This is a genomic window from Glycomyces tritici, from assembly GCF_030403505.1.
Genome location: NZ_JAUEMJ010000002.1, coordinates 909,418 through 931,108 on the forward strand (window position 1 = coordinate 909,418; position 21,691 = coordinate 931,108).

The 21,691-nt window shown below is 68.8% G+C and carries 23 protein-coding genes and 1 pseudogene; 5 read left to right on the forward strand and 19 right to left on the reverse strand.

The features are described 5' to 3' along the window. Positions 1–29: 29 nt before the first annotated feature. The 15 genes and pseudogenes from QWI33_RS09430 to QWI33_RS09500 all read right to left on the reverse strand — a co-directional run bounded on the left by QWI33_RS09430 (position 30) and on the right by QWI33_RS09500 (position 13,533). Positions 30–1,112 carry a cytochrome d ubiquinol oxidase subunit II gene (locus tag QWI33_RS09430; protein ID WP_289957002.1) on the reverse strand — a complete coding sequence of 361 codons (1,083 nt, stop codon included), beginning with the start codon at positions 1,110–1,112 and terminating at the stop codon, positions 30–32. Further along, the gene (locus QWI33_RS09435) at positions 1,109–2,608 is read right to left on the reverse strand and encodes a cytochrome ubiquinol oxidase subunit I (protein ID WP_289957003.1); all 1,500 of its coding nucleotides are present in this window, start codon (positions 2,606–2,608) and stop codon (positions 1,109–1,111) included. The genes QWI33_RS09430 and QWI33_RS09435 overlap by 4 nt, the downstream gene beginning before the upstream one ends. A 209-nt stretch (positions 2,609–2,817) precedes the next feature. Then, positions 2,818–4,272 (reverse strand): vWA domain-containing protein, encoded by a 1,455-nt coding sequence (locus QWI33_RS09440; RefSeq protein ID WP_289957004.1) that lies wholly within the window; start codon positions 4,270–4,272, stop codon positions 2,818–2,820. A 151-nt stretch (positions 4,273–4,423) separates the two neighbouring features. Further along, positions 4,424–5,473: a glycerophosphodiester phosphodiesterase family protein gene (locus QWI33_RS09445; protein WP_289957005.1), complete on the reverse strand. Its 1,050-nt coding sequence runs from the start codon at positions 5,471–5,473 to the stop codon at positions 4,424–4,426. Between the two features lie 201 nt (positions 5,474–5,674). Continuing rightward, positions 5,675–6,565 carry a tRNA pseudouridine(38-40) synthase TruA gene (gene truA / locus QWI33_RS09450; RefSeq protein WP_435367570.1) on the reverse strand — a complete coding sequence of 297 codons (891 nt, stop codon included), beginning with the start codon at positions 6,563–6,565 and terminating at the stop codon, positions 5,675–5,677. Positions 6,566–6,673: 108 nt separating this feature from the next. Beyond that, a pseudogene (rplQ, locus tag QWI33_RS09455) lies at positions 6,674–7,021 on the reverse strand (50S ribosomal protein L17); the annotation flags it as partial. A 67-nt stretch (positions 7,022–7,088) separates the two neighbouring features. After that, positions 7,089–8,135 carry a DNA-directed RNA polymerase subunit alpha gene (locus QWI33_RS09460; protein WP_270115736.1) on the reverse strand — a complete coding sequence of 349 codons (1,047 nt, stop codon included), beginning with the start codon at positions 8,133–8,135 and terminating at the stop codon, positions 7,089–7,091. 96 nt (positions 8,136–8,231) lie between these two features. Continuing rightward, positions 8,232–8,630 carry a 30S ribosomal protein S11 gene (gene rpsK, locus QWI33_RS09465; RefSeq protein ID WP_136529806.1) on the reverse strand — a complete coding sequence of 133 codons (399 nt, stop codon included), beginning with the start codon at positions 8,628–8,630 and terminating at the stop codon, positions 8,232–8,234. A gap of 11 nt (positions 8,631–8,641) precedes the next feature. After that, entirely contained in the window at positions 8,642–9,016 is a 375-nt protein-coding gene (gene rpsM, locus QWI33_RS09470; protein ID WP_205325287.1) for a 30S ribosomal protein S13, read from the reverse strand. A 169-nt stretch (positions 9,017–9,185) separates the two neighbouring features. Then, a complete protein-coding gene (rpmJ, locus tag QWI33_RS09475) occupies positions 9,186–9,302 on the reverse strand; it encodes a 50S ribosomal protein L36 (RefSeq protein ID WP_081913453.1) in 117 nt (38 codons plus the stop codon). Positions 9,303–9,329: 27 nt separating this feature from the next. Continuing rightward, positions 9,330–9,551, reverse strand: a complete 222-nt coding sequence (gene infA / locus QWI33_RS09480; protein WP_026929479.1) for a translation initiation factor IF-1 — start codon at positions 9,549–9,551, stop codon at positions 9,330–9,332. A gap of 350 nt (positions 9,552–9,901) precedes the next feature. Beyond that, positions 9,902–10,507 (reverse strand): 30S ribosomal protein S4, encoded by a 606-nt coding sequence (gene rpsD, locus QWI33_RS09485; RefSeq protein ID WP_344471048.1) that lies wholly within the window; start codon positions 10,505–10,507, stop codon positions 9,902–9,904. Positions 10,508–10,704: 197 nt separating this feature from the next. Next, on the reverse strand, positions 10,705–11,754 hold the full coding sequence (locus tag QWI33_RS09490) for a D-alanine--D-alanine ligase family protein (protein ID WP_289957008.1): 1,050 nt from the start codon (positions 11,752–11,754) through the stop codon (positions 10,705–10,707). Next, a complete protein-coding gene (locus QWI33_RS09495) occupies positions 11,747–12,751 on the reverse strand; it encodes an NAD(P)H-dependent glycerol-3-phosphate dehydrogenase (RefSeq protein ID WP_289957207.1) in 1,005 nt (334 codons plus the stop codon). The genes QWI33_RS09490 and QWI33_RS09495 overlap by 8 nt, the downstream gene beginning before the upstream one ends. A gap of 11 nt (positions 12,752–12,762) precedes the next feature. Further along, positions 12,763–13,533, reverse strand: a complete 771-nt coding sequence (locus QWI33_RS09500) for a lysophospholipid acyltransferase family protein (protein WP_289957009.1) — start codon at positions 13,531–13,533, stop codon at positions 12,763–12,765. A gap of 338 nt (positions 13,534–13,871) precedes the next feature. Between QWI33_RS09500 and QWI33_RS09505 the strand changes: the two genes are divergently transcribed. The 4 genes from QWI33_RS09505 (at position 13,872) to QWI33_RS09520 (ending at position 16,999) form a co-directional block, all read left to right on the forward strand. Next, the gene (locus tag QWI33_RS09505; RefSeq protein ID WP_270115742.1) at positions 13,872–14,099 is read left to right on the forward strand and encodes a hypothetical protein; all 228 of its coding nucleotides are present in this window, start codon (positions 13,872–13,874) and stop codon (positions 14,097–14,099) included. 42 nt (positions 14,100–14,141) lie between these two features. Further along, positions 14,142–14,357: a cold-shock protein gene (locus tag QWI33_RS09510; RefSeq protein WP_289957010.1), complete on the forward strand. Its 216-nt coding sequence runs from the start codon at positions 14,142–14,144 to the stop codon at positions 14,355–14,357. A 75-nt stretch (positions 14,358–14,432) separates the two neighbouring features. Beyond that, entirely contained in the window at positions 14,433–15,350 is a 918-nt protein-coding gene (locus QWI33_RS09515) for an NUDIX domain-containing protein (protein ID WP_289957011.1), read from the forward strand. A gap of 365 nt (positions 15,351–15,715) precedes the next feature. Further along, positions 15,716–16,999 (forward strand): D-arabinono-1,4-lactone oxidase, encoded by a 1,284-nt coding sequence (locus QWI33_RS09520; protein ID WP_289957012.1) that lies wholly within the window; start codon positions 15,716–15,718, stop codon positions 16,997–16,999. Between the two features lie 140 nt (positions 17,000–17,139). Here QWI33_RS09520 and QWI33_RS09525 read toward each other — a convergent pair whose 3' ends face one another. The 3 genes from QWI33_RS09525 to leuC all read right to left on the reverse strand — a co-directional run bounded on the left by QWI33_RS09525 (position 17,140) and on the right by leuC (position 19,981). After that, positions 17,140–17,697: an HU family DNA-binding protein gene (locus QWI33_RS09525; RefSeq protein WP_289957013.1), complete on the reverse strand. Its 558-nt coding sequence runs from the start codon at positions 17,695–17,697 to the stop codon at positions 17,140–17,142. Between the two features lie 241 nt (positions 17,698–17,938). After that, positions 17,939–18,538 carry a 3-isopropylmalate dehydratase small subunit gene (gene leuD, locus QWI33_RS09530; RefSeq protein WP_289957014.1) on the reverse strand — a complete coding sequence of 200 codons (600 nt, stop codon included), beginning with the start codon at positions 18,536–18,538 and terminating at the stop codon, positions 17,939–17,941. A gap of 15 nt (positions 18,539–18,553) precedes the next feature. Next, positions 18,554–19,981 (reverse strand): 3-isopropylmalate dehydratase large subunit, encoded by a 1,428-nt coding sequence (gene leuC, locus QWI33_RS09535; protein ID WP_289957015.1) that lies wholly within the window; start codon positions 19,979–19,981, stop codon positions 18,554–18,556. 67 nt (positions 19,982–20,048) lie between these two features. Between leuC and QWI33_RS09540 the strand changes: the two genes are divergently transcribed. Next, positions 20,049–20,735: an IclR family transcriptional regulator gene (locus QWI33_RS09540; RefSeq protein WP_344469158.1), complete on the forward strand. Its 687-nt coding sequence runs from the start codon at positions 20,049–20,051 to the stop codon at positions 20,733–20,735. A gap of 99 nt (positions 20,736–20,834) precedes the next feature. Here the strand turns inward: QWI33_RS09540 and QWI33_RS09545 are convergent, their stop codons facing one another. Then, positions 20,835–21,629, reverse strand: a complete 795-nt coding sequence (locus tag QWI33_RS09545) for a CHAD domain-containing protein (RefSeq protein WP_289957016.1) — start codon at positions 21,627–21,629, stop codon at positions 20,835–20,837. Positions 21,630–21,691 lie beyond the last annotated feature (62 nt).

Sequence of the window (21,691 nt, forward strand, 5' to 3'; positions counted from 1 at the left end):
CCGCAGGAGCAAAGCTTCGTTCGAAGCGGTCAGTTCCCCAGCCGACTGCTCCAGTGCGCGGCCCCGCGGCGGATCGGACCACCCTCGCCGGCTTTGACGCCGCCGCCCGCCTCGCCGTTCCATTCGGGCGACTGCGTCAGGTAGAACAGGTACCCGAGCGCCGGCCCGACGATCACCGCCGCGATGCCCACGGCCACGAGCAGCCCCTGCAGGGTCGCCGTCGCGCCCGCGCCCTCGGCGATGCTCACCTGGTCGACCAGCACCCACGGGTACTGCCCGATCCCCCAGCCGGCCATCACGGCCGCCACGGCGATCACGGCGGTCAATCGGGCCGGGCCGAAGCGCCCGCGCCACAGCAGGACCAGCGTCGCGATGCCGCCCAGCGCCGAGAGCGCCATGACGGGCGCGGCGCGGCCGGTCAGGCCGTCCCAGAACGTCGGCGCGTCGTGCTCGATCGGGATGAGCCCGGCGAACACCACGATCCCCGTGCCCGCGCCGACCACAAGGGACCGCACTCGGAGCTTCGCGGCCAGCGCGGTCTCGCCGCGTCGTGCGGCGTCGGCGGTCAGGAAGGTCGCGGCGAGGAACGCGCAGGTCCCGACCGAGATGCACCCGGTGAACAGCGCGGTCGGGTTGATCCACGACGACCACGGGTCGCCGTTGCCGCCCGCCGGGACCCGACCGGAGGCGAGCGCTCCGACGATGGTGCCGAGGAAGAACGGTGCGAGCACCGATGAGGTCGCGAAGACGACGCCGAACAGCTTCGCCTGCCAGAGGGTCTCGCTGTACTTGCGGAAGGCGAAGCTCGCGCCGCGCAGCACGATGCCGATGAGCGCGAACACGAACGGCACGTAGAGGGTCGTCATGGTGGCGGCGAACGACTCGGGGAACCCGGTCCACCACATGACCAGCACGTAGATGAGCCATACGTGGTTGGCCTCCCAGACGGGGCCGATGCTGTGGTCGATGAGCGTCCGCAGTGGAGCGCCGCGCCGGGCGCCGCCGGCGGTGAGGTCGTGGAATCCCGAGCCGAAGTCCGCGCCGCCGAAGACGGCGTAGGCGACGACTCCGGCGAACAGTGCTGCGGCGACGGCGAACTCGAGCGAGATCATTGTGCGGTCTCCTTCGCGTCGGCGGCCGGGGCGGCGGTGCCGTCCTTCTCGCCAGGGCCGTCTTTTTCATCGATGCAGTCGCGGACCTCGGCGGGCCCGTCTGCGGTCAGGAGCTTCGGCCCGTACGGGCTCGGCAGGTCGGCGGCGCCTTCGCGCCAGCGGCGGGCCATCGAGCGCAGGATCGCGATCGCGGCGATCGTCATGCCGCCGTAAAGGAGCATCGAGCCGCCGTAGACGGCCCAGAGCCCGGCCGAGTGGTCGGCGGCGGCTTCGGGGGTGCGCATGACGCCGTAGACGATCCACGGCTGCCTGCCCACTTCGGTGGCGATCCAGCCCGCCTCCATCGCGGTCATCGCAAGGAGCCCGCTGAGGGCCGTGAACCGCAGGAACCACTTGTTCTTCAGCAGGTCGCGTCTGCGCCAGCGCAGGAACCAGAACAGCGCGACGGTTCCCAGGAGGAGGAATCCGATCCCGACCATCGCCTGGAACGAGTAGTGCGCGAAGTTGACCGGCGGCTCGTCCTCCTCGGGGAACTGGTCGAGGCCGGGAACGGGTTCGGTGAACGAGTTCAGCGAGGCGACCGAGGAGAGGTACGGGATCTCGATGGCCCACTTGACCTCGCCGTCGATGTAGATGCCGCCGATCGTCAGCGGGGTGGCCCCGTCTGCGGTCTCGTCGGCGAATTCGAACGCGGCGAGCTTCGCGGGCTGGCGTTCGGCCAGGTCGTGCCCGAGGAAGTGTCCGGCGAACGGCTGGGCGAGGGCGGCGATGGTGGCGAAGGCGAACGGGACCATGAAGCCGAGGCGGTGGTGGCGGTCGCGGCGGCCCTTCAGCATGCCGACGGCGTAGACCGAGGCGATCGAGAAGCCGGCGACCATGTACGCGGCGAGCCACATGTGCCCGAAGGCCAGGAAGGCGTGCTGGTTGAACAGGACGGCCCACGGCTCGATGTTCACGACCTCGCCGTTGACGATGTCGAAGCCGGTGGGCGCGTTCATCCAGGCGTTCACGGCGAGCACGCAGTAGGTGCCGATCACGCCGGTGATCGCCATGGGCAGCACCATGAGCAGGTGGAGTTTCGGGGGCATCTTGCCCCAGCCGTAGAGGTAGATGCCGAGGAAGATCGCTTCGAGGAAGAACGCGAGGCCTTCGAAGGCGAACGGGAGTCCGAGCACGTCGCCGAAGGTGCCCATGAGGCCGGGCCACAGGAGGCCCATCTCGAAGCTGAGGACGGTGCCGGAGACCGCGCCTATCGCGAAGAGCACGGCGGAGACCTTGCCCCAGCGCTTGGCGAGGTTGAGCGCGACGGGGTCGTTCTTTCGGATGCCGCGCAGGTGCATCACGAAGATGATGGCGGGGAACGCGACTCCGAAGCAGGCCAGGATGATGTGCCATCCGAGGGACAGCGCCATCTGCTGGCGGGCGGGCATGAGCCCTGCGGGGTCTGCGGCGGCGACCACATCGGACGCCTGGGCGAGGAGCTGGGTTGCATCCATGCTTTGAAGCTACGGCTTCGAAATGCCGAACACACGCTCTTGTGAATGCTTTCACAAGGCCGCAGAAGGCAAGATCGAACGTGTTCAAAAACGTCAGGACCAGCGGATACGCGTCGCGACCTCGGCAACCTGCCGAGCGGCTAGCGGTCGGAGGTCGCAGCGCTCAATTTTTGCGCGAACCCCCGAACGCCCGCCCGCGAGCCCCGCCGCTACGCCCCCAGTTCCGAGGCGATGGCGATCAGCGCCGCCAGTTCCTCCACGTCCGGGTCCTCGCTCGTCTCGGCGAGTTCCCGAGCCGCCTGCAGCAGCGACTCGCAGTCGAAGTCGGCGCTCCCGCGCAGCACCTCGGCGAAGGCCGCCGCGACCAGGTCGACGCTCAAATGCGCGTCCGGGTCCGTGTCCAGGACGTTCACCGGCAGGGACGCCTCCGCGGAACCGGTGTGCTCGCCCTCCGGGTCCTGCCAGCGCACGCCGACCGTGGCCACGTCACCGGCATCTCCCGTCAGCGTCAGCGCGTACAGCGCCGTCACGCTGTGCCCCGGGCCGACTTCGCCGCCGTCGACCTCGTCGTCCTCGAAGTCGTCGTCGGCGATCGCGCGGTTCTCGAAGCCGATGAGCCGGTACTCGGCGACCGTCGCGTCATCGAACGTCACTTGGATCTTCGCGTCCCGGGCGGCCACGCCGAGCGTCGAGGTCAGGCGCTCCGAGAAGACCCGCTCCGCCTCGGTCTCGGTCGCGAAGTACACCGCCCAGCCGTCGCCGTTGTCGGCCAACTGCTCCAGCAGCTCCTGGTTGTACGAGTCGCCGACCCCCACCGTGAGGAGGGTGATGCCCTCGGCGATCTCCTCGCCCAGCGCCTCCAGCATCGCGTCGTGCTCGGTGATCCCCACGTTCGCCTCGCCGTCGGAGAGGAGGATGACCCGGTTGTCCTTCGCCGGGTCGAAGACCTCGCCCGCGAGTTCGTAGCCGTCCCGCAGGCCGGCCTCCATGTTCGTGGAGCCGCGCGCGTACAGGTCGTCGATCGACGCCCGCAGCTCCTCCCCGTCGCCCACGTCCGTCATGCCCAGCAGCACTTCGGAATCGGACTCGTACGTGACGATCGCGACCGAGTCGGTCGGCCGCAGCTGGCTGACGAGCAGGTCGAGCGAGTCCCGGACCAGCGCGATCCGGTCGCCCTCCATCGAGCCGGAGACGTCGATGACGAAGGTGAGGTTCACGTCGGCGCGATCCTCGTCGGACGCGCTCTGCGTCTGGAGGCCCACCCGCATCACGTGGGTCGCGTCGCCCGTGTCGTACCAGTCCGGCAGCTCGGTCCCGTCGACGCTGACCGCGAAGCCGCTCCCTTCGGGCTCGGCGTACCCCTGGTCGAAGTAGTTCACGAACTCCTCGGGCCGGATCTGGTCGGCCGGTGGCAGGACCCCGTCCTCGAGCGAGCGCCGCGCGTAGTCGTAGGAGGCCGTGTCAACGTCGACGGCGAACGTCGATTCAGGATCGTCGGCCGGGGACACCGGCTCATTGGCGCCGTACGTCTCGTCGGGGGCCGGGGGCTCGGCCGCGCCCATGTCCTGCGCGGCACCGGATTCGCCGCCGTTCGTGGCGGTGCAGGCGGCAAGGGCGAACAGCAGGAGGGCAGCCGGAATACCGGCCACTTGGTGGCGTCTCATGGAGGGGTTCCCTTCTCACTCGGGATAACGGGTCACCTCCATGAGACCGCCGATTCAGCGTTTCGGTTCCCCTCGTGGCCGAACCGTGATGGCTCGGTGAGCAAACAGGTCTCTACCGAGACCGAGTCGTCACCGTGTCACAGTTCGGTCACTACCGGTCGCAGTAGCGTTTCGGGAGGCGGAAGCCGTAGTCCCGCATGACCTCTCGCAGCACGTCCGGGTAGTCGGTGATGATGCCGTCCACGCCGTCGTCGATGAGCTTGCGCATGGTGGCCTCGTCGTCCACGGTCCAGGGCACGACCTCGATGCCGTAGTCGTGCGCGTGGTCCACCATCGCCTCGGTCACGTACGGCACATAGCCGGGGTCGGTGACCTTGCCGTTCTGCGGCGAGCCGTGGACGGGCGAGAACGCGTCGGCGCCGAACGAGTCGATCGCGGCGATCGGGTCGCCGCCGAAGTCGTCGATGTCGATGCCGCCCAGCCAGGGCGAGGCCCCGGCCTGGCCGGTCTGAAGGAACGAGATGTTCGTGAGCGCGACGATCGGCAGCTCCGGCGCGGTCGCGTTCATGAGCATCAGCGCGCCCCAGTCGAAGCTCTGGATCGTGACCTGGCGGCTGATGCGCGCCTCACGGATGTCCGCGGCCACGGCCTCCACGAAGGCCTCGCGCGGCGCGGTCTCATGCGGCGCCCCGGCCTCCACTTTGGTCTCGATGTTGAGCTTCACGCCGCGAGCGTGGTAGTCGCGCACGAGGTCGAACACCTCGCTGAGCAGCGGCATCGGCTCGCCGGGACTGGTCTCCTGGTTCGGGTGGGCGGCCTGGACGAGGCTCCCGCAGTCGAGCGTGCGGACCTGGTCGAGGGTGAGGTCCTTGACGTACTCGCCCACGTACGGGTACTCCGGGTCGCCCTCGAAGGCGGGTGCGGTGTCGAGGCACTTGCCGCCGCTCACGCGGCGGTCGTGGGTGACCACGGCATGCCCGTCTTCGGTGATCTGGATGTCGAGCTCAAGGGTGGTCACGCCGAGTTCGAGGGCGTTCGCGAAGGCGGGCAAGGTGTTCTCGACGACCAGCCCGAGCCCGCCGCGGTGGGCCTGGAGGTCGAAGCTGCGGGAAGGGTGCGCGTCGGCGGGGTCGGGGAGGGCGACGAACAGCGCGGAAGCGGCAACAGCCGTCACCGCGCCGGCAGTGAGGAAGCGTCTCATGGCCTCAGCTTCGGGGCTCGGCCTGACCCTGCGGTGAACGCATCCGTTCGCGCGGGTGACAACTCGGCCGCTGTAGCCGCTCGCACGCGCAACGTCCCCCCGCGGCCGCCCTTTCGGGTGACATTTCGGCCCGCGACCGCGTTTGCGGCGGTTTGCTGTCGGGGCCGGCTGGGACGCTCGGCCCGGACTGATCTTTCCCCTCTAGTGGTGGGTGGGGGTTGGTGGACGGTCGATCTCGGGGCCGTCCGCATCGCCGGGGAGCGTCCGCACCCGCCGCGTGAGGTGGACGCGGGCCTGCCAGTCCTTCGGGTCCTCCGAGTAGGAGACCTCGACCAGGGTCAGGCCGTGCGGGCCCACCACGTGCACATCGTTGGCCCGCTCTCCGATGGTCAAGATCGAGGCGAGCCACTGTTCGTCTCTGCGCCCGTCGCCGACCGCGAGTGCCGCGCCCACGAGGCTCCGGACCATCGAATGGCAGAACGCGTCCGCGCGCACCGTCGCGACCGCGACGCCGTCCTCGTCCCGCGCCCAGTCGTACTGCTGCAGCTCCCGGATGGTCGTCGCGCCCTCGCGCGACTTGCAGAAGCCCACGAAGTCGTGTTCGCCGAGCAGGCTCTGGCACGCCGCGTGCATCCGCTCGACGTCGATGGGCCGCTGCCAGGCCAGGGTGTCCAAGCGCCGCAACGGGTTCACGCCCCACATCGCGTCCGCGACCCGGTAGCGGTAGCGGCGCCACCGGGCCGCGAACCGCGCGTTGAAGCTCGGGTCCACCGCTTCGGCGGACACGGCCCGCACGTCGGGCGGGAGGATGCCGCGCAGCCGCCACAGCAGCCTGTCGCCGAGCGCCTCCCACTTCGCCGTGGGCACATCCACGTGCAGGATCTGGCCCGTCGCGTGCACCCCGGCGTCCGTCCGGCCGGCCACGGTGAAGTCGCCGATCTCGCCGAACAGCAGCTCCAGCGCGCGGATGACCTCCGAGGCCACCGTCCGCAGCCCGGGCTGGAGCGCCCAACCGGAGAACTCGGCCCCGTCGTAGGCGACGCCGAGCCGCAGCCGCGTCGTCCCCCCAGGGGCGCCCACGTGGGAATCCATGCCGTCCCCCGCGTTGTCCACAACCTCGTCCACAACCCCGACCTTCCGGATAAAGCAAACCGCGCGCAGAGCATGAGCCCTGCGCGCGGTTCAGCAGACTTGCTAGTCGACCAACTGAATGATCGCCATAGGAGCGTTGTCGCCCTTGCGGTTCCCGGCCTTGATGATCCGGGTGTAGCCGCCTTCGCGGTTGGCGAAGCGGGGCGCAACCTGCTCGAACAGGTCGTGCGTGGCGTCCTTGTTGCGCAGCTTGGCCAGCGCCAGACGGCGGTGGTGCAGCGTGCCCTTCTTGCCGTGAGTGATGAGCTTCTCGGCGTAGGGACGCAGGCGGCGAGCCTTGGTCAGCGTCGTGGTGATGCTGCCGTGCTCGAACAGGGAAGCCGCGAGGCCCGAGAGCATCAGCTTCTCGTGAGCCGGGGAACCACCCAGGCGCGGGCCCTTTGTGGGTTTGGGCATTGTCTTGCTCCTCTTGGTTTGACGCGGCCGGCCGTCTTACGGAACCGACCGCCAATGGTCGGGAAGCTTAGAGCTCCTCGGTCTCGCGGAGATCTTCACCGTCTTCTTCGTACTCGTCGTTGTCGGCGACCGGCGACCCGCCGTAGGCCACAGCGGCCTCGCTCGGGTCGAAGGTGCCGGGCGAGTCCTTGAGGCTCAGGCCCATGCCGGCGAGCTTCATCTTGACCTCGTCGATCGACTTCTGCCCGAAGTTCCTTATGTCGAGCAGGTCCGCCTCGGTGCGGTTGATCAGTTCGCCAACAGTGTTGACGCCCTCGCGCTTGAGGCAGTTGTACGACCGGACGGTCATGTCCAGGTCCTCGATCGGCAGGGCCAGATCAGCAGCGAGCTGCTGGTCGGCCGGGCTGGGCCCGACGTCGATGCCCTCGGCCTCGGTGTCGAGCTCGCGGTACAGGCCGAACAGCTCCACCAGGGTGGAACCGGCCGACGCGAGCGCGGTGCGCGGCGTCGTGGACGGCTTGGACTCGACGTCGACGGTGAGCTTGTCGAAGTCGGTGCGCTGCTCGACGCGGGTCGCGTCGACGGAGTAGGCCACCTTGAGCACGGGCGAGTAGATCGAGTCGACCGGGATGCGGCCGATCTCGTTGGTCTCCCCCTTGTTGGCCGGCGACGAGACATAGCCTCGGCCGCGCTCCACCACGAACTCCATGTCGATGCGGCCCTTGGAGTTCAAGGTCGCAAGCTTGAGTTCGGGGTTGTGGACCTGCACGCCGGCGGGCGGCTGGATGTCCCCGGCGAGCACCTCGCCCGGGCCTTCCTTGCGCAGGTACATGGTGGCCGGCTCGTCGTTCTCCGAGGAGACGCAGATCTGCTTGACGTTCAGCACCAGTTCGACGACGTCTTCTTTCACGCCGGGAATGGTGGAGAACTCGTGCAGGACGCCGTCGATCTTGATCGACGTGACCGCCGCGCCCGGGATGGACGACAGCAGCGTGCGCCGCAGCGAGTTGCCGAGCGTGTAGCCGAAACCGGGCTCCAGGGGTTCGATCGTGAACTTGGAGCGGGTCGGGCTGATCTGCTGCTCGGAGAGCGTGGGCCGCTGAGTGATAAGCACTGTTGCGTGTTTCCTTTGTTCGGGGCGCCCACTATTTGACGCCTAAAACTCATGGATTCTTCGGTGACGATATCCGCTTGGGTGACGCTGCGCGTATTAGACGCGGCGACGCTTCGGCGGCCGGCAGCCGTTGTGCGGCTGCGGGGTGACGTCGTTGATCGAGCCGACCTCGAGGCCGACGGCCTGGAGGGAGCGGATCGCGGTCTCGCGGCCCGAACCCGGGCCCTTGACGTAGACGTCGACCTTGCGCATGCCGTTGTCCATCGCACGGCGGGCGGCGGCCTCGGCGGCCATCTGCGCGGCGTACGGGGTGGACTTGCGCGAGCCCTTGAAACCGACCTGGCCGGACGAGGCCCAGGCGATGACCGCACCGGTCGGGTCGGTGATCGACACGATGGTGTTGTTGAAGGTGCTCTTGATGTGGGCGTGCCCGTGGGGCACGTTCTTCTTCTTGGCGCGCGGGTTCTTGGAACCGCCGCGAGTCTTCGGTGGCATCAGCTGGTCTCCTAACGTGCCTTCTTCTTGCCCGCGACGGTCTTCTTCGGACCCTTGCGAGTACGGGCATTGGTCTTGGTCCGCTGACCGTGGACCGGAAGGCCGTAGCGGTGACGGAGACCCTGGTAGCAGTTGATCTCGATCTTGCGGCGAATGTCCGCCTGCACCTCGCGGCGCAGGTCACCTTCGACCTGGTAGTGCTCTTCGATGTGGGTACGAAGCTGCACGAGCTCTTCGTCGGTGAGGTCCTTGACGCGCTTGTCGCGGTCGAGGCCGGTCGCCGCGATCGTCTCAAGCGAGCGCGTGCGGCCGATGCCGAAAATGTAGGTGAGTGCGATCTCCAGGCGCTTGTCGCGCGGGAGGTCGACTCCAACCAGGCGTGCCATTCAGGCGTACTCCTAGCGTTGTCGGAGGTCTGACCACTGCCTTCTCGTCGGGGTCTGATCCCCTGCCCTGATGGGCGATGCGAGCCTCGGCCTCCGAGCCGAGGGTTGTGCTTGCGCACTGGCGGCGGTTTCCCCTTCTGGGGCCTTTCTTGCTGGCGTATGTGCTGCGTTAGCCCTGACGCTGCTTGTGACGCGGGTCGGACGAGCAGATAACCATCACTCGTCCGTGCCTGCGGATCACGCGGCAGTTCTTGCAGATCACTTTGACGCTCGGCTTGACTTTCACGAGTCCTACTTACGTGTAGAAGTCAGGTCAGCGGTAGCGGTAGACAATCCGCCCGCGCGACAGGTCGTACGGCGAGAGCTCCACCACGACCCGGTCCTCGGGGAGGATTCGGATGTAGTTCTGGCGCATCTTGCCACTGATGTGGGCGAGTACTTTGTGGCCGTTGGTGAGCTCCACCCGGAACATTGCGTTCGGGAGGGACTCGACGACCTTGCCCTCAATCTCGATGGCACCGTCTTTTTTCGGCATGTCCTCCGCTACCGTGACAACTCGGTCTGAAAACCCCGCACCCATGATCAGGTCGGAGCTACTGGCACGCCGGTCCGAGGATTCGGGCGGCGCGGAAACGGTGCTGCGCTTCGCCGGTCGCATCCGGTTTCGTTCTGCAACGACATTCGGAGCGACCCATGGCGACCCACTCGGGGACGCACTGCACCACTGAGCGAGTCTACTCGCGTCCCAATACCGCCTACCAGGGGGTTGACCGTGACGGAGGGCACTGGAACGAAAGCGGGGCGCCGCCCGGTCTCCCGGTCGCCCGGGAAGCCGGGCGGCGCTCACTGCTCGGCTGAACTTCAGCCGAGCAGAGCTCGCACGCTTTACTTCGAGTAGAACTCGACGATGAGCTGCTCGTCGCAGATCACGGGGACCTGCTTGCGCTCGGGCACCGAGAGGAAGCGGGCGATCAGGCCTTCGAGGTGAGCCTCGATGTAGGCCGGAGTCACTTCGCCCGCCCAGGCGCCGGCGGCGGCCAGCTGGAACGGCGTGGTCTCGCGGGACTTCTTGCGCACCTGCACGAAGTCGCCGGCCTTGAGCCGGTAGGACGCGATGTCGACCTTGCGGCCGTTCACGGTGAAGTGGCCGTGGTTCACGAACTGCCGCGCCTGGTAGATGGTGCGGGCGAATCCGGCGCGGAGCACGAAGGCGTCCAGGCGGGACTCGAGCAGCGTCACCAGGTTCTCACCGGTCTTGCCGGGCTTGCGCACGGCCTCGGCGTAGGCGTTCCGCAGCTGGCGCTCAGAGATGTTGTACTGGGCGCGCAGACGCTGCTTCTCGACGAGCTGGTTCTTGTAGTCCGATTCCTTCTTGCGGCCGCGGCCGTGCTGCCCCGGAGGGTAGGGACGGCGCTCCATGTACTTGGCGGCCTTCGGCGTCAGAGCGATGCCGAGGGATCGGGAAAGCTTGACTTTCGCCTTAGCTTGCAATGATCTCTCCAGTAATTCATGCGTCGCCTCGAAGAAGATACGAGGCACAGTACGCTCCTGACCAGCAGGAACGCGTGAGTGTAGCGCGCTCAGTTATGCACTCAAGGGAACCTCGAGGACTGGCGCGCACACGGTGATGCAGTAGCCGACGCCGCGGAGAAGACCGCGGGTCAACTCAGCCAGGGTACTCGCCGTGCTCAGGAGCGTCGAGCACGGGCCTCTGCGAGAGTGACCAGGCGCTCTACGAGCTCGCCGTACGAGATGCCGTAGGCCGCGAAAGCCTGGGGCACGCCGCTCATCGGCGTCATGCCCGGCATGGTGTTCACCTCATTGAGGTAGACGACACCGTCCTCGCCGAGGAAGCAGTCGACTCGGGCCAGGTCGCGGCAGTCCAGCAGCCGGAAGACCTTGCGCGCGAGCGCCTGGGCCTGCTCGGCCACGCCCTCGGGGTAGTCCGGGTGGAGGTTGAACGGCTCGGGGTTGTCGAGGTACTTGGCCTCGAAGTCGAACCAGCCGTCCTCGCCCTTGGCGAGGACCTCGAGCGGGAACGTGATCTCCAGGTCGCCGTCGAGCGTCTCGACGACGCCCATCTCGATCTCGCGGGCGTTCTCGAAGGCCGCCTCGAAGACGACCTTGTCGTCGACCTCGCGGGCCTTCTCGACGGCCGTGGCGAGCTCGGCGCCCGAGTTGACCTTGCTGATGCCGAGGCTCGAACCCGCGCGGGCGGGCTTGACGAAGATCGGCAGGCCGAGCTTGTTGATCACGGCTTCGGCGTCGAGCTTCTCGCCGGCCTTGAGGACGTCGAACGCGCCCTGCGGCACGCCTTCGGCGGCGAGGAGGCGCTTGCTGAACTCCTTGTCCATGCACAGCGAGCTCGAGAGCACGCCGGAGCCGACATAGGGGGCGCCGGCCATCTCGAACAGGCCCTGGATCGTGCCGTCCTCGCCGAAGGGGCCGTGCAGGACCGGGAAGAGGACGTCGGCGATCGGCTGCGAGCCCGGGCCGAGGTCGATCGCGACGGCCTTGCCGGCTTCGGCGGTGACCTCGGGAAGGGCCTCGGGGGACTCGATCGCGAACGTGGTGTCGGGCGCGAGCTCGACCCATTCGCCGCTGCGGGTGATGCCGATCGTGGTGACGTCGAAGCCCCGCTCGCGCAGGGCCTTGGCCACGCCGGAGCCGGAGGCGCACGAGACCGGCTGCTCCACACTGCGTCCGCCGAAGAAGACGGCGACGGTCGGTTTACTCATTGTCGGACCTCAAACTGTCGATTTCGGGTTTGGTCTCGCGTCCCATGAGTTCGGCGACCGCGGCTCTGGGGTCGAGTCCTTCGTGGCAGACCCGTTCCACGGCATCGCAGATCGGCATCTCCACGCCCACCTTGCGGGCGAGGTCGGTGATGGAACGGCAGCTCTTGACGCCCTCGGCGGTCTGCTTGGTGACGCGGGCGGCCTCTTCCAAGGTGGCCCCGAGCCCCAGCTGCTCGCCGAAGGTGTGATTGCGCGACAGGGGGGACGAGCAGGTCGCGACGAGGTCGCCGAGCCCGGCGAGCCCGGCGAACGTGGTCGGGTCCGCGCCCAGCCGCGTGCCGAGACGGGTGGTCTCGGCGAGGCCGCGGGTGATGATCGTGGCCTTCGTGTTGTCGCCCATGCCCATGCCCGCGGCCATGCCGTAGGCGAGGGCGATGACGTTCTTGACCGCGCCGCCGAGCTCGCAGCCGACGACGTCGGTGTTCGTGTACGGGCGGAAGTAGGAGGTGGTGACGGCCTTCTGCACGTCGACCGCGCGGCCGTGGTCGATGCACGCCACGACCGAGGCCGTGGGCTGCTCCTCGGCGATCTCGCGGGCGAGGTTCGGGCCCGACAGGACCGCGATGCGCGATTCGGCCGCGCCCGTGACCTCGGCGATGACCTCGGTCATGCGCTCGGTCGAGCCGAGCTCGATGCCCTTCATGAGGCTCAGGAGGGTCGCGACCGGCTCCAGGTGCTCCTTCCAGACGGCGAGGTTGCCGCGCAGCGTCTGGCTCGGGACGGACAGGACCACGAGGTCCGCGCCGCGCAGCGCGACGGCCGCGTCGTCAGTGGCGCTCACCAGGCGCGGCAGGTCGATGTCCGGGAAGTAGTCCGGGTTGCGGTGGGTCGAATTGATCGCCTCGGCGATTTCGGCCCGCCTGGCCCACACGGTGACCGGCGTCCCGGCATCGGCGAGAATCTTGGCGAACACGGTTCCCCAGGAACCGGCCCCCATGACGGCTGCTCTCACTCGGAAGACTCGCTTTCGTCGGATCGGTGCTGCCGGGGATCGAACAAAGGGGGTGCTTTCTGGCCGCGGATCTCGGCGAGGCCGTCGCGCAGGGCCTCCATGATGCGGTCGGTGACCGCGGCGAGGTCCTCGCGGGTGGGCTCCTTGCCCTCCCAAGGGGAGAGGTCGACGGCCGGGAGCGCCCGGACCGTGACGGGCTTGCGGCCGATCTTGAACTTGGGGTCGCGCTTGCGGTCGTGGATGCCGAGGGCGCCCCACTGCACGATCGGGACCACGGGCGCGCCGGAGTCGAGCGCGAGGCGGGCGATGCCGGTCTTGCCGCGCATCGGCCAGCGGTCCGGCTCCTTCGTGACCGTGCCCTCCGGGGACATGATGACCACGTGCCCTTGGGCGAGTTCGTGTTCGAGGGTGCGCAGCGAGTCGGCCGCCTCGGCGCTGCCGCGCTTGACGGGGATCTGGCCGGTGCTGCGCACGAGCGGGCCGACCACGGGGATGCGGACGATCGACTCCTTGAGGAGGAACCGGGGGTGGCGGCCGGCGTTGTACACGTAGTGGACGACCAGGAGCGGGTCGATGTCCGAGTAGTGGTTCCAGACCAGGATCGCGGGGCCCTCGAGCGGGATGTTCTCCATGCCCGACCACGAGCGCTCGGTGAGTCCCAGCATGGCGCCCTTGACGAGGTTCGCGTAGATGCGGACGTCGGGGCGGAGGGCGTCGCCGCCGCGGCGGCGGAAGGTGTACTGCGCCTCGGGCCTCGGCTCGGTCACCTGCTGGCTCGCTTTCTCAGGAGTCGGGCTGCGGCCGGATGGGCTCGGCCTGTGCCGTCGTGTACGGGATCGTCAGTGCATTGCACTCTAACGCCCGCGCCGGGCCCTTCAGGCGACGGTAAGCAAAGGGTGGGGTTTGACTCCTCACCGCTGGTCTCGCCGCTACGTCGAGTGAACTCCCAGGTACGCGGCGCGCGGCCCGCGAACCGCCGCGCAGGGGCGGCGGTACCCGAGGGTTGCGCGAAACCCGCTATGATGTCATCATAGAGTCACTGTGACATCTACCTTGCCGACCGGACGTGTCGGCTCGATTCTCGACTCGACTCGGAGTGAGTGACATGAACTGGCGTCTCTTCGGCTGGCTCGCGGCCCTGTTCGGCGGCGCGGTCCTCGCCGTGATCATCGTGGTGAACGTGATCCAATTCGTGCTCGGAGCGATCGGCGGCATTCTCGCCTTCATCTTCAACTTCGCCCTCTTCATCGCCATCGTCGGCGGCATCGTCTGGCTCGGCCTCAAGGCCAAGAAGGCCATCGGCGGGCGCAACAACCCCCAGATCCGGAAGTAACCCCCGGCGCTCCCCTGGCGGCCGCTCGCTTTCCCGGCCCGCATGGGCCAAGCTGAAACCATGCAGGGCACCGTCTCGAACTTCAACGAGGACACCTCCGGCGAGGTCGTCCTGGACAACGGCCGCCGCGTCGCCTTCGACGCGGCGGCCTTCGCCGTCTCCGGCCTGCGGTTCCTTCGCCTCGGCCAGCGCGTCCAGCTCGACGCCGACGCCGACGGCCGGGTCGTCGCCGTCAGGATCCCCACCATGCGCGCCTAGACGCCGCGTGCACGGCCTCCTCCGCGCGAGTGGCGGGCTTTCCGCGATTGGGCGAGTCCCAGTACCGTATGAAGCGTGAGTGTGGAACAGGACACTGTCGGGAACGGGGCGCCGCAGAGGCAGATCGCCGCCGCTGGCGGCCTGTTGTGGCGCAACGGCGAGCGCGGCCTCATCGAGGTGATCGCCGTGTGGCGCCCCCAGGTCGGGAACTGGTCGCTGCCGAAGGGCAAGCTCGACCCCGGCGAGCACCCGCTCACGGCGGCGTGCCGCGAGGTCGAGGAGGAGACCGGGATTCCGGTCATCCCGCAGATGCGGCTGTGCCGGGCCTCGTATGTGCTGCCGAATCCCGAAGGGGACGTGCTGAAGTACGTCGACTACTGGTCGATGCGCACGGAGAAGCCGGATGCGGCGTTCACCGCTGACGAGGAGATCGGCGAGCGGCGCTGGATCACGCTCGCGGAGGCGCGTGAGGGGCTGACGCGGCCGCGGGACCAGCAGGTGCTCACGGCGTTCAGTGCGCTGCCGGCGGTGACCGCGACGGTGCTGCTGATGGCGCCGGCGGAGGTCGAGCAGACGTGGGACGGGCCCGAGGTGACCCGGCCGTTGAGCCGGCGGGGGCAGGACCAGGCGGTGCGGATGGCGGCGCTGGCGGCGCTGTACCAGCCGGATCGGGCGTTCAGCGCGACCGGCCGGGCGAGCGTGCAGACGCTGGAGCCGATCGCGCAGGCGGTGCGGTGCACGCTGAGCGGTGACACGGCGTTCGACACCGAAGCGCACGAACGCAATCCCGAGCGCTCGGGTGCGCGCCTGCGGGAACTGGCGGGCGGAGGCGGGACGGCGATCGTCTGCGCGGAGCCGGAAGTCGTGAGCGACACGGTCGCGATCCTCGCGGACGAGGACGGTGTCGAGACCGCGGATGTGTCGACGAGGCCCGGCGAGGCGTGGGTGCTGTCGCTCTCGGGGCAGAAGCTCGTGGGCGTGGAGCGGCTCTAGCGGATCGCGGTCGCTGCGGGGCGTTTCGCGCGCATGGGCAGAGGCGCTGGGGGCCGTGTTTCGGGCCCCCAGTACACACCCTGGCATAGGGGTACGACAGTCCCCTGGTTCCCCGGTTCGGCCGCGAGCGGTCGCGTTTCACGGGCGCGGGCGGCGGTCCTGAGCGCCGGGTCGGAGGCCTCCGATGAGCACTCCTGCATTGGGGTCCGACGTTCCTCGCGGCCGTGGCGGGCGTCACGGCGCTCAGCAGGACCGCATTCCCGCCCCCTGGACCGCTCAGGTGCCTCCTGCGGGGGCTGCGCGGTACCGTTGGCCGCCCACTGCTCTGTGTGCGCCCTGGCGCGCCTACAAGGAGGAATGCCGCCGTGCCGGACCGCTCCCCCACCGCCCTCCAGAACTGGGCCGGGAACATCCGCTTCTCCCCCAGCCGCTTCGAGGCGCCCGCCACGCTCGACGAGGCCCGCTCGGTCATCGCCGCCGCACCGCGCCTGCGCGTGCTCGGTTCGGGCCACTCGTTCAACACGATCGCCGCCTCCGACGCGACGATGGTCTCCCTCGCGGGCATCGAGCCCGAAGCGCACATCGACGCCCTCACCGGCACCGTCCGCGCCTCCGGGTGGATCACCTACGCCGCCTTGAGCGACGCCGTGCACCGCGCCGGGTTCGCCCTGCACAACATGGCGTCGCTGCCGCACATCTCCATCGCCGGCTCGATCGCGACCGGCACGCACGGTTCGGGCGACCGCAACGGGAACCTCGCGACCGCCGTGGCCGCCATCGAGTTCATCGGCCCCGACGGGGAGCTGCGCACGGTCTCGCGCGGCGACGAGGACTTCCCCGGTTCCGTCGTCCACCTGGGCGCCTTGGGCGTCGTGCACACGGTGACCCTGGACCTGCTGCCCGGCTTCGAGATGCGCCAGTACGTCTACGACGGCCTGGCGTTCGACCAGGCGCTCGCGCACTTCGACGAGCTGACCTCCTCGGCCTACAGCACCAGCCTGTTCACCGCCTGGGGCGCGTCCCCGGTGTTCCAGTACTGGGTGAAGCAGCGCACGGCCGACCAGACCCACCCGTTCCCGCAGGCGAACTGGTACGGGGCCCCGCTGGCGGACGGCAAGCGGCACCCGGTGCCGGGCGTCGACCCCGAGGCGTGCACCGTGCAGCAGGGGCAGACCGGCCCCTGGCACGAGCGCCTGCCGCACTTCAAGCCCGAGTTCACCCCCAGCGCGGGCGACGAGCTGCAGTCGGAGTTCCTGATCGACCGGGCGGACGCGCCCGCGGCGCTCGAGGCGCTGGCGGGGCTCGGGGAGCGGCTCGGCTCGGTGGTGCAGATCTGCGAGGTGCGCACGATGGCGGCGGACGACCTGTGGCTCTCGCCCGCATTCGGGCGCGACACCGTGGGGCTGCATTTCACTTGGGTGAGCGACTTCGAGGCGGTGGCTCCGGTGATGTCGGCGGCCGAAGCGGCTTTGGAACCGTTCTCACCGCGACCCCATTGGGGCAAATTGTTTTCGATACCAATGGATGAGGTCCGCTCGCGTTATCCGCGAATGGGGGACTTCGAGAAACTCCGGGCTCGCGTCGATCCAGAGGGGAAGTTCGGCAATGACTTCTCCGACGCAGTCGCGGGCGGTGCCGCGAACCAGTAAGCGGTGCCGTCTGAGGCACGACCCGCGTAAAGCCGTGTAAAGCAGCGAGGGCATTCAGGTGGCTCCTGAATGCCCTCTTCCCCGTGCGAGTTCGGACGGGCGCCTCACCGCGTGCCCCGAACCGCTTCGGGGCCGCGGCATCAGCTGCGTCCGCGCTTCGTGGTCTTCTTCGCCGCGGTCTTCTTCGCGGCGGGCTTCGCCGCGGTCTTGCGCACGGCCTTCTTCGCGGTCGTGGCCTTCTTGGCCGTGGTCTTCTTCGCCGCGGTCTTCTTGGCGCCCACGCGGCTCGTGGCCGTCGAACGGGTCGCCGTGGAGGCGGCCCGCGTGGTCTTCTTGGCGGCCGTCTTCTTGGTCGCCGCCTTCTTCGCGGTGGTCTTCTTGGCCGGCGCCGCCTTCTTGGCGGTGGCCGACTTGACCGCCTTGCGCTTGCCGGTCACGAGCTCCTTGAAGCCGGTGCCCGGGCGGAACGCGGGGACGACGGTCTTCTTGACCTTCACCGCTTCCCCGGTACGCGGGTTGCGCGCCATGCGAGCGGCGCGAGCGCGCTTCTCGAAGACGCCGAAACCGGCGAAGGAGACTTTCTCCCCTTTCACCACCGCGCGCTGTATCTCGTCGATCGCGACATCCACGACTTCTTTCGCAGCGGCCCGGTCGCCAGTGCGTGCGGCGATCCGTTCGACGAACTCTGCCTTGTTCACGAGTCCTACCCTCCCGATAGTCCTTGAAGCCATACCAGCTTGTTAAGCGCACGTTATGACGTTTCGAAAGCGAACGCAACTGTTTCCGCGAAAATAGACCCGTTGTGTCGCAGGGAATTTTTATTCAGGTGCCCGAAATCGACGCTCGCAACCCCGTTGGGAGGGACCCGAACACGCCTGGAGCCGGTGGCATCGCCACCGGCTCCGTACGTGATTGCTAACTGGATCGGGCTCCCGGACACTAGACCTGAGCGGGGAGAGTCCTAGGCCGCCAAGCGTCCCGGTTCGACTCGAAGCCCGCGATCTTGTCCTCGTCGCGCAGCGTCAGGGCCACGTCGTCGAGCCCTTCCATCATGCGCCAGCGCAGGAACTCGTCGAACTCGAAGCTCCAGGTCCGCTCGCCCGCACGGACTTCGCACGCCTCGAGGTCGACCGTGGTCTCCGCCTCCGGGTGGAGTTCGGCGCGCAGCCACAGCTCCTCGACGGCCGCCTCGGGCAGCTCCACAGTCAACAGACCGTTCTTGAGCGAGTTGCCGCGGAAGATGTCGCCGAAGCGCGGGGCGATGACCGCCTTGAACCCGTAGTCCTTCAGGGCCCAGACGGCGTGCTCGCGTGAGGAGCCGGTGCCGAACTCGGTGCCGGTGACCAGGATGGTGGCGCTGCGGTACTCCGGCTGGTTGAGGAGGAACTTCTCGTCCTCGCGCCACTCGGCGAACAGGCCGTCCTCGAACCCGGTCTTGGTGACCCGCTTGAGGTACACGGCCGGGATGATCTGGTCGGTGTCGACGTTGGAGCGTCGCAGCGGGGCGACGCTGCCGGTGTGGGTCGTGAACTTGTCCATGATTCCCTGCCCTTCCTACAGATCCGCCGGGCTGGCGAGGTGGCCGGTCACGGCCGTGGCGGCGGCGACGGCCGGGCTCACCAGGTGGGTGCGCCCGCCCTTGCCTTGGCGTCCCTCGAAGTTGCGGTTCGAGGTGGAGGCGGCGCGCTGGCCGGGCGTCAGCTGGTCCGGGTTCATGCCCAGGCACATCGAGCAGCCGGCGAAGCGCCAGTCGGCGCCCGCGTCGATGAAGACCTTGTCGAGGCCTTCGGCGATGGCCTGCTCGCGGACCTTCGCGGAGCCGGGCACGACCATCATGTTGACCGTGTCGGCGACCTTGCGGCCCTTGATGACCTCGGCGGCGGTGCGCAGGTCCTCGATGCGGCCGTTGGTGCACGAGCCGAGGAAGACGACGTCGACGTCGATCTCGCGCATCGGCGTGCCGGCTTCGAGGCCCATGTACTCCAGGGCCCCGGCGGCGGTGGTGCGCGCGATCGGGTCCTCGAAGTCCTCGGGTGCGGGGACGGTGCCGGAAAGCTCGACGCCCTGCCCGGGGTTGGTGCCCCAGGTGACGAACGGGCTCAAGGAGGCCGCGTCGATGACGATCTCCTTGTCGAAGACGGCGCCCTCGTCGGTCTTGAGGGTCTGCCAGTACTCGACGGCGGCGTCCCAGTCCTCGCCCTGGGGCGCGTGCGGGCGGCCCTTGACGTAGGCGGCGGTCTTCTCGTCAGGCGCGATCATGCCGGCCTTGGCGCCCCACTCGATGGACATGTTGCACACCGTCATGCGGCCTTCCATCGAGAGCTCCTCGATGGCCTGGCCGCGGTACTCGACGATGTGGCCCTTGCCGCCGCCGGTGCCGGTGATGGAGATGATCTTGAGGATCAGGTCCTTCGCCGAGACGCCTTCGGGCAGCGAGCCGTTCACGGTGACGGCCATGTACTTCGGCTTCGCCTGCGGCAGGGTCTGCGTGGCGAGCACGTGCTCGACCTCGCTGGTGCCGATGCCGAACGCGATCGAGCCGAACGCGCCGTGCGTGGAGGTGTGGGAGTCGCCGCACACCACGGTCATGCCCGGCTGGGTGAGTCCCAGCTGGGGTCCCACGACGTGGACGACGCCCTGGTTCTCGTCACCGAGCGAGTGGATGCGGACGCCGAACTCTTCGCAGTTGGCGCGGAGCGTCTCGATCTGCTTGCGGCTGGTCGGGTCCGCGATGGTGAAGAGGTTGTCGGTGGGCGTGTTGTGGTCCTCGGTCGCGATCGTGAGATCGGTCCGCCGGACTTTGCGCCCCGCCTGCCGCAGGCCGTCGAAGGCCTGGGGGCTGGTCACCTCGTGAAGGAGGTGCAGGTCGATGTAGAGCAGGTCGGGTTGCTGGCCGCCCGTGCGTACCACGTGGGCGTCCCAGACCTTCTGCGCGAGGGTGCGCGGTGCCGTTCCCTCGGATTCGTGTGGTGTAGGTGACATCTCTGTTCCCAGTCGTTGGACTTCTCGAAATATGGGAGGTAATGTTCAGCTCGTGAGAACGAATACTATCAGCGGAGTCGGCGTCCTTGACAAGGCGGTGCTCATCCTCACGGCTTGCACCAACGGCGCCAGCCTGGCTGAGCTCGTGCACGAGACCGGATTGCCCAGGGCCACGGCCCACCGGCTCGCACAGGCCCTCGAAGCCCACGAGATGCTGCAACGCGACCACGAGGGCCGTTGGCGCCCCGGCCCGAAACTCGGCGAGCTCGCCGGGTCGACGGCCGACGTCCTCCTCAGTGCCGCCGAACCAGTGCTCAACCTCCTCCGCGACCAGACGGGCGAATCGACCCAGCTGTACCGCAGGCGGGCCGACGAGCGCGTCTGCGTGGCCGCCGCCGAGCGCGCCTCCGGGCTGCGCGACACGGTGCCCGTCGGCGCGGGCCTCCCGATGACCGCCGGTTCGGGCGCGCAGGTGCTGCTCGCCTGGGAGCCGCCGGAAGGGATCCTGCCGCTGCTGCCCAAGTGCCGGTTCTCGTCGAAGACCCTCGCCGAGGTCCGCCGCCGCGGCTTCGCGCAGTCGGTCGCCGAACGCGAACCGGGCGTGGTCAGCGTCTCGGCTCCCGTACGGGACAAGACCGGCCGCGTCGTCGCCGCGATCTCGGTGTCCGGGCCCATAGAGCGTCTCGGACGCCGCCCGGGCGACCGCCTCGGCATGGCCGTCATCCGCGCCGGGCAGAAGCTGTCCGGCCTCTAACCCCATCGTCCAACCCCTATTGTCGTCCCGAAGACGGCCCGGCGGAACCACGCTTCGAAAGAAGCGCGGCCGCCGGGCCGTTCCGCGTCGTCTGCGGGGTCAGGAGCCGCTTCGCTCGGCCAGCGCCGCTTCGACTTTGGCGAGGTGCTTGGCGTGGGCCTGGCGCTCGCGTTCCAGGACCGGCGATTCGGGGGCGTGGGCCTCCAGGTACCGGATCGCGACCACGTCGTCCTGGCAGCGCCCGAACAGGTTCTGGAGGCGCTTGGCCCCGGACGCGATCGCCGCGGCGGGCTCGCCGAGGTCGACGGCCGCTTCGGCGGTGTAGCGGGTCCGCTTGGCGGCGTTGCGCGCCGTGTGTCGCGCCGCGTCCGGATCGGCGGCGCCGTCGATGGCGTCCAGGGCCCGTTCCAGGTCGCGGCGGGAGGCTTCGACGATCGGTCCGAGGACCGATTCGACCGGTTGCGCGGCCGCGGCCGAATACTGCGGTGCGGTGGCCATGGCCTGGGCCGCGGCGAGGAGTTTGGTGGTGCGCTCGCGGGAGCAGGCCCGCGCGAGCGGTTCGTAGGCGAGGCGTTCCTGCTCCGCGAGGGCCTCGAACCAGTCCGGGCGCTCGTCGCCGAGGCGCTTGGCGAACCGCATCCGGAGCACTTCGAGGTCGCGGACGGTGCCGAGTTCGTCGGCGAGCCAGCGCAGCCGCCTGCGGTTCAGCGGCATGGTCTCGTAGAGGCCGGAGTAGGTCGACAGCAGCGAGCGCAGCCGGCGGGTGGCCACCCGCATGCGGTGCACGGCGTCCGGTTCGGCGCGAATGACCGGTTCCCGGAACTCGTGCAGCGCCTCCACCTGGAGTGCGAGGTAGGTGTGAACGCCGGTCACGGCACTGGGTGTCGCTGTCATGGAACCTCCGCTGTCGCTGGGGCACCAATTACAGCATCATGCGAAGACGCGGCCCGAACCCC

Coding starts and splice junctions, on each gene's coding strand:
- QWI33_RS09545 (WP_289957016.1), bottom strand. CDS start 21,629: ATGACAGCGACACCCAGTGCCGTGACCGGCGTTCACACCTACCTCGCA.
- infA (WP_026929479.1), bottom strand. CDS start 9,551: ATGCCGAAAAAAGACGGTGCCATCGAGATTGAGGGCAAGGTCGTCGAG.
- QWI33_RS09495 (WP_289957207.1), bottom strand. CDS start 12,751: ATGGGGGCCGGTTCCTGGGGAACCGTGTTCGCCAAGATTCTCGCCGAT.
- QWI33_RS09490 (WP_289957008.1), bottom strand. CDS start 11,754: ATGAGTAAACCGACCGTCGCCGTCTTCTTCGGCGGACGCAGTGTGGAG.
- QWI33_RS09505 (WP_270115742.1), top strand. CDS start 13,872: ATGAACTGGCGTCTCTTCGGCTGGCTCGCGGCCCTGTTCGGCGGCGCG.
- leuC (WP_289957015.1), bottom strand. CDS start 19,981: ATGTCACCTACACCACACGAATCCGAGGGAACGGCACCGCGCACCCTC.
- truA (WP_435367570.1), bottom strand. CDS start 6,565: ATGGATTCCCACGTGGGCGCCCCTGGGGGGACGACGCGGCTGCGGCTC.
- QWI33_RS09445 (WP_289957005.1), bottom strand. CDS start 5,473: ATGAGACGCTTCCTCACTGCCGGCGCGGTGACGGCTGTTGCCGCTTCC.
- rpsM (WP_205325287.1), bottom strand. CDS start 9,016: ATGGCACGCCTGGTTGGAGTCGACCTCCCGCGCGACAAGCGCCTGGAG.
- QWI33_RS09440 (WP_289957004.1), bottom strand. CDS start 4,272: ATGAGACGCCACCAAGTGGCCGGTATTCCGGCTGCCCTCCTGCTGTTC.
- QWI33_RS09510 (WP_289957010.1), top strand. CDS start 14,142: ATGGGCCAAGCTGAAACCATGCAGGGCACCGTCTCGAACTTCAACGAG.
- leuD (WP_289957014.1), bottom strand. CDS start 18,538: ATGGACAAGTTCACGACCCACACCGGCAGCGTCGCCCCGCTGCGACGC.
- QWI33_RS09430 (WP_289957002.1), bottom strand. CDS start 1,112: ATGATCTCGCTCGAGTTCGCCGTCGCCGCAGCACTGTTCGCCGGAGTC.
- QWI33_RS09435 (WP_289957003.1), bottom strand. CDS start 2,608: ATGGATGCAACCCAGCTCCTCGCCCAGGCGTCCGATGTGGTCGCCGCC.
- rpsK (WP_136529806.1), bottom strand. CDS start 8,630: ATGCCACCGAAGACTCGCGGCGGTTCCAAGAACCCGCGCGCCAAGAAG.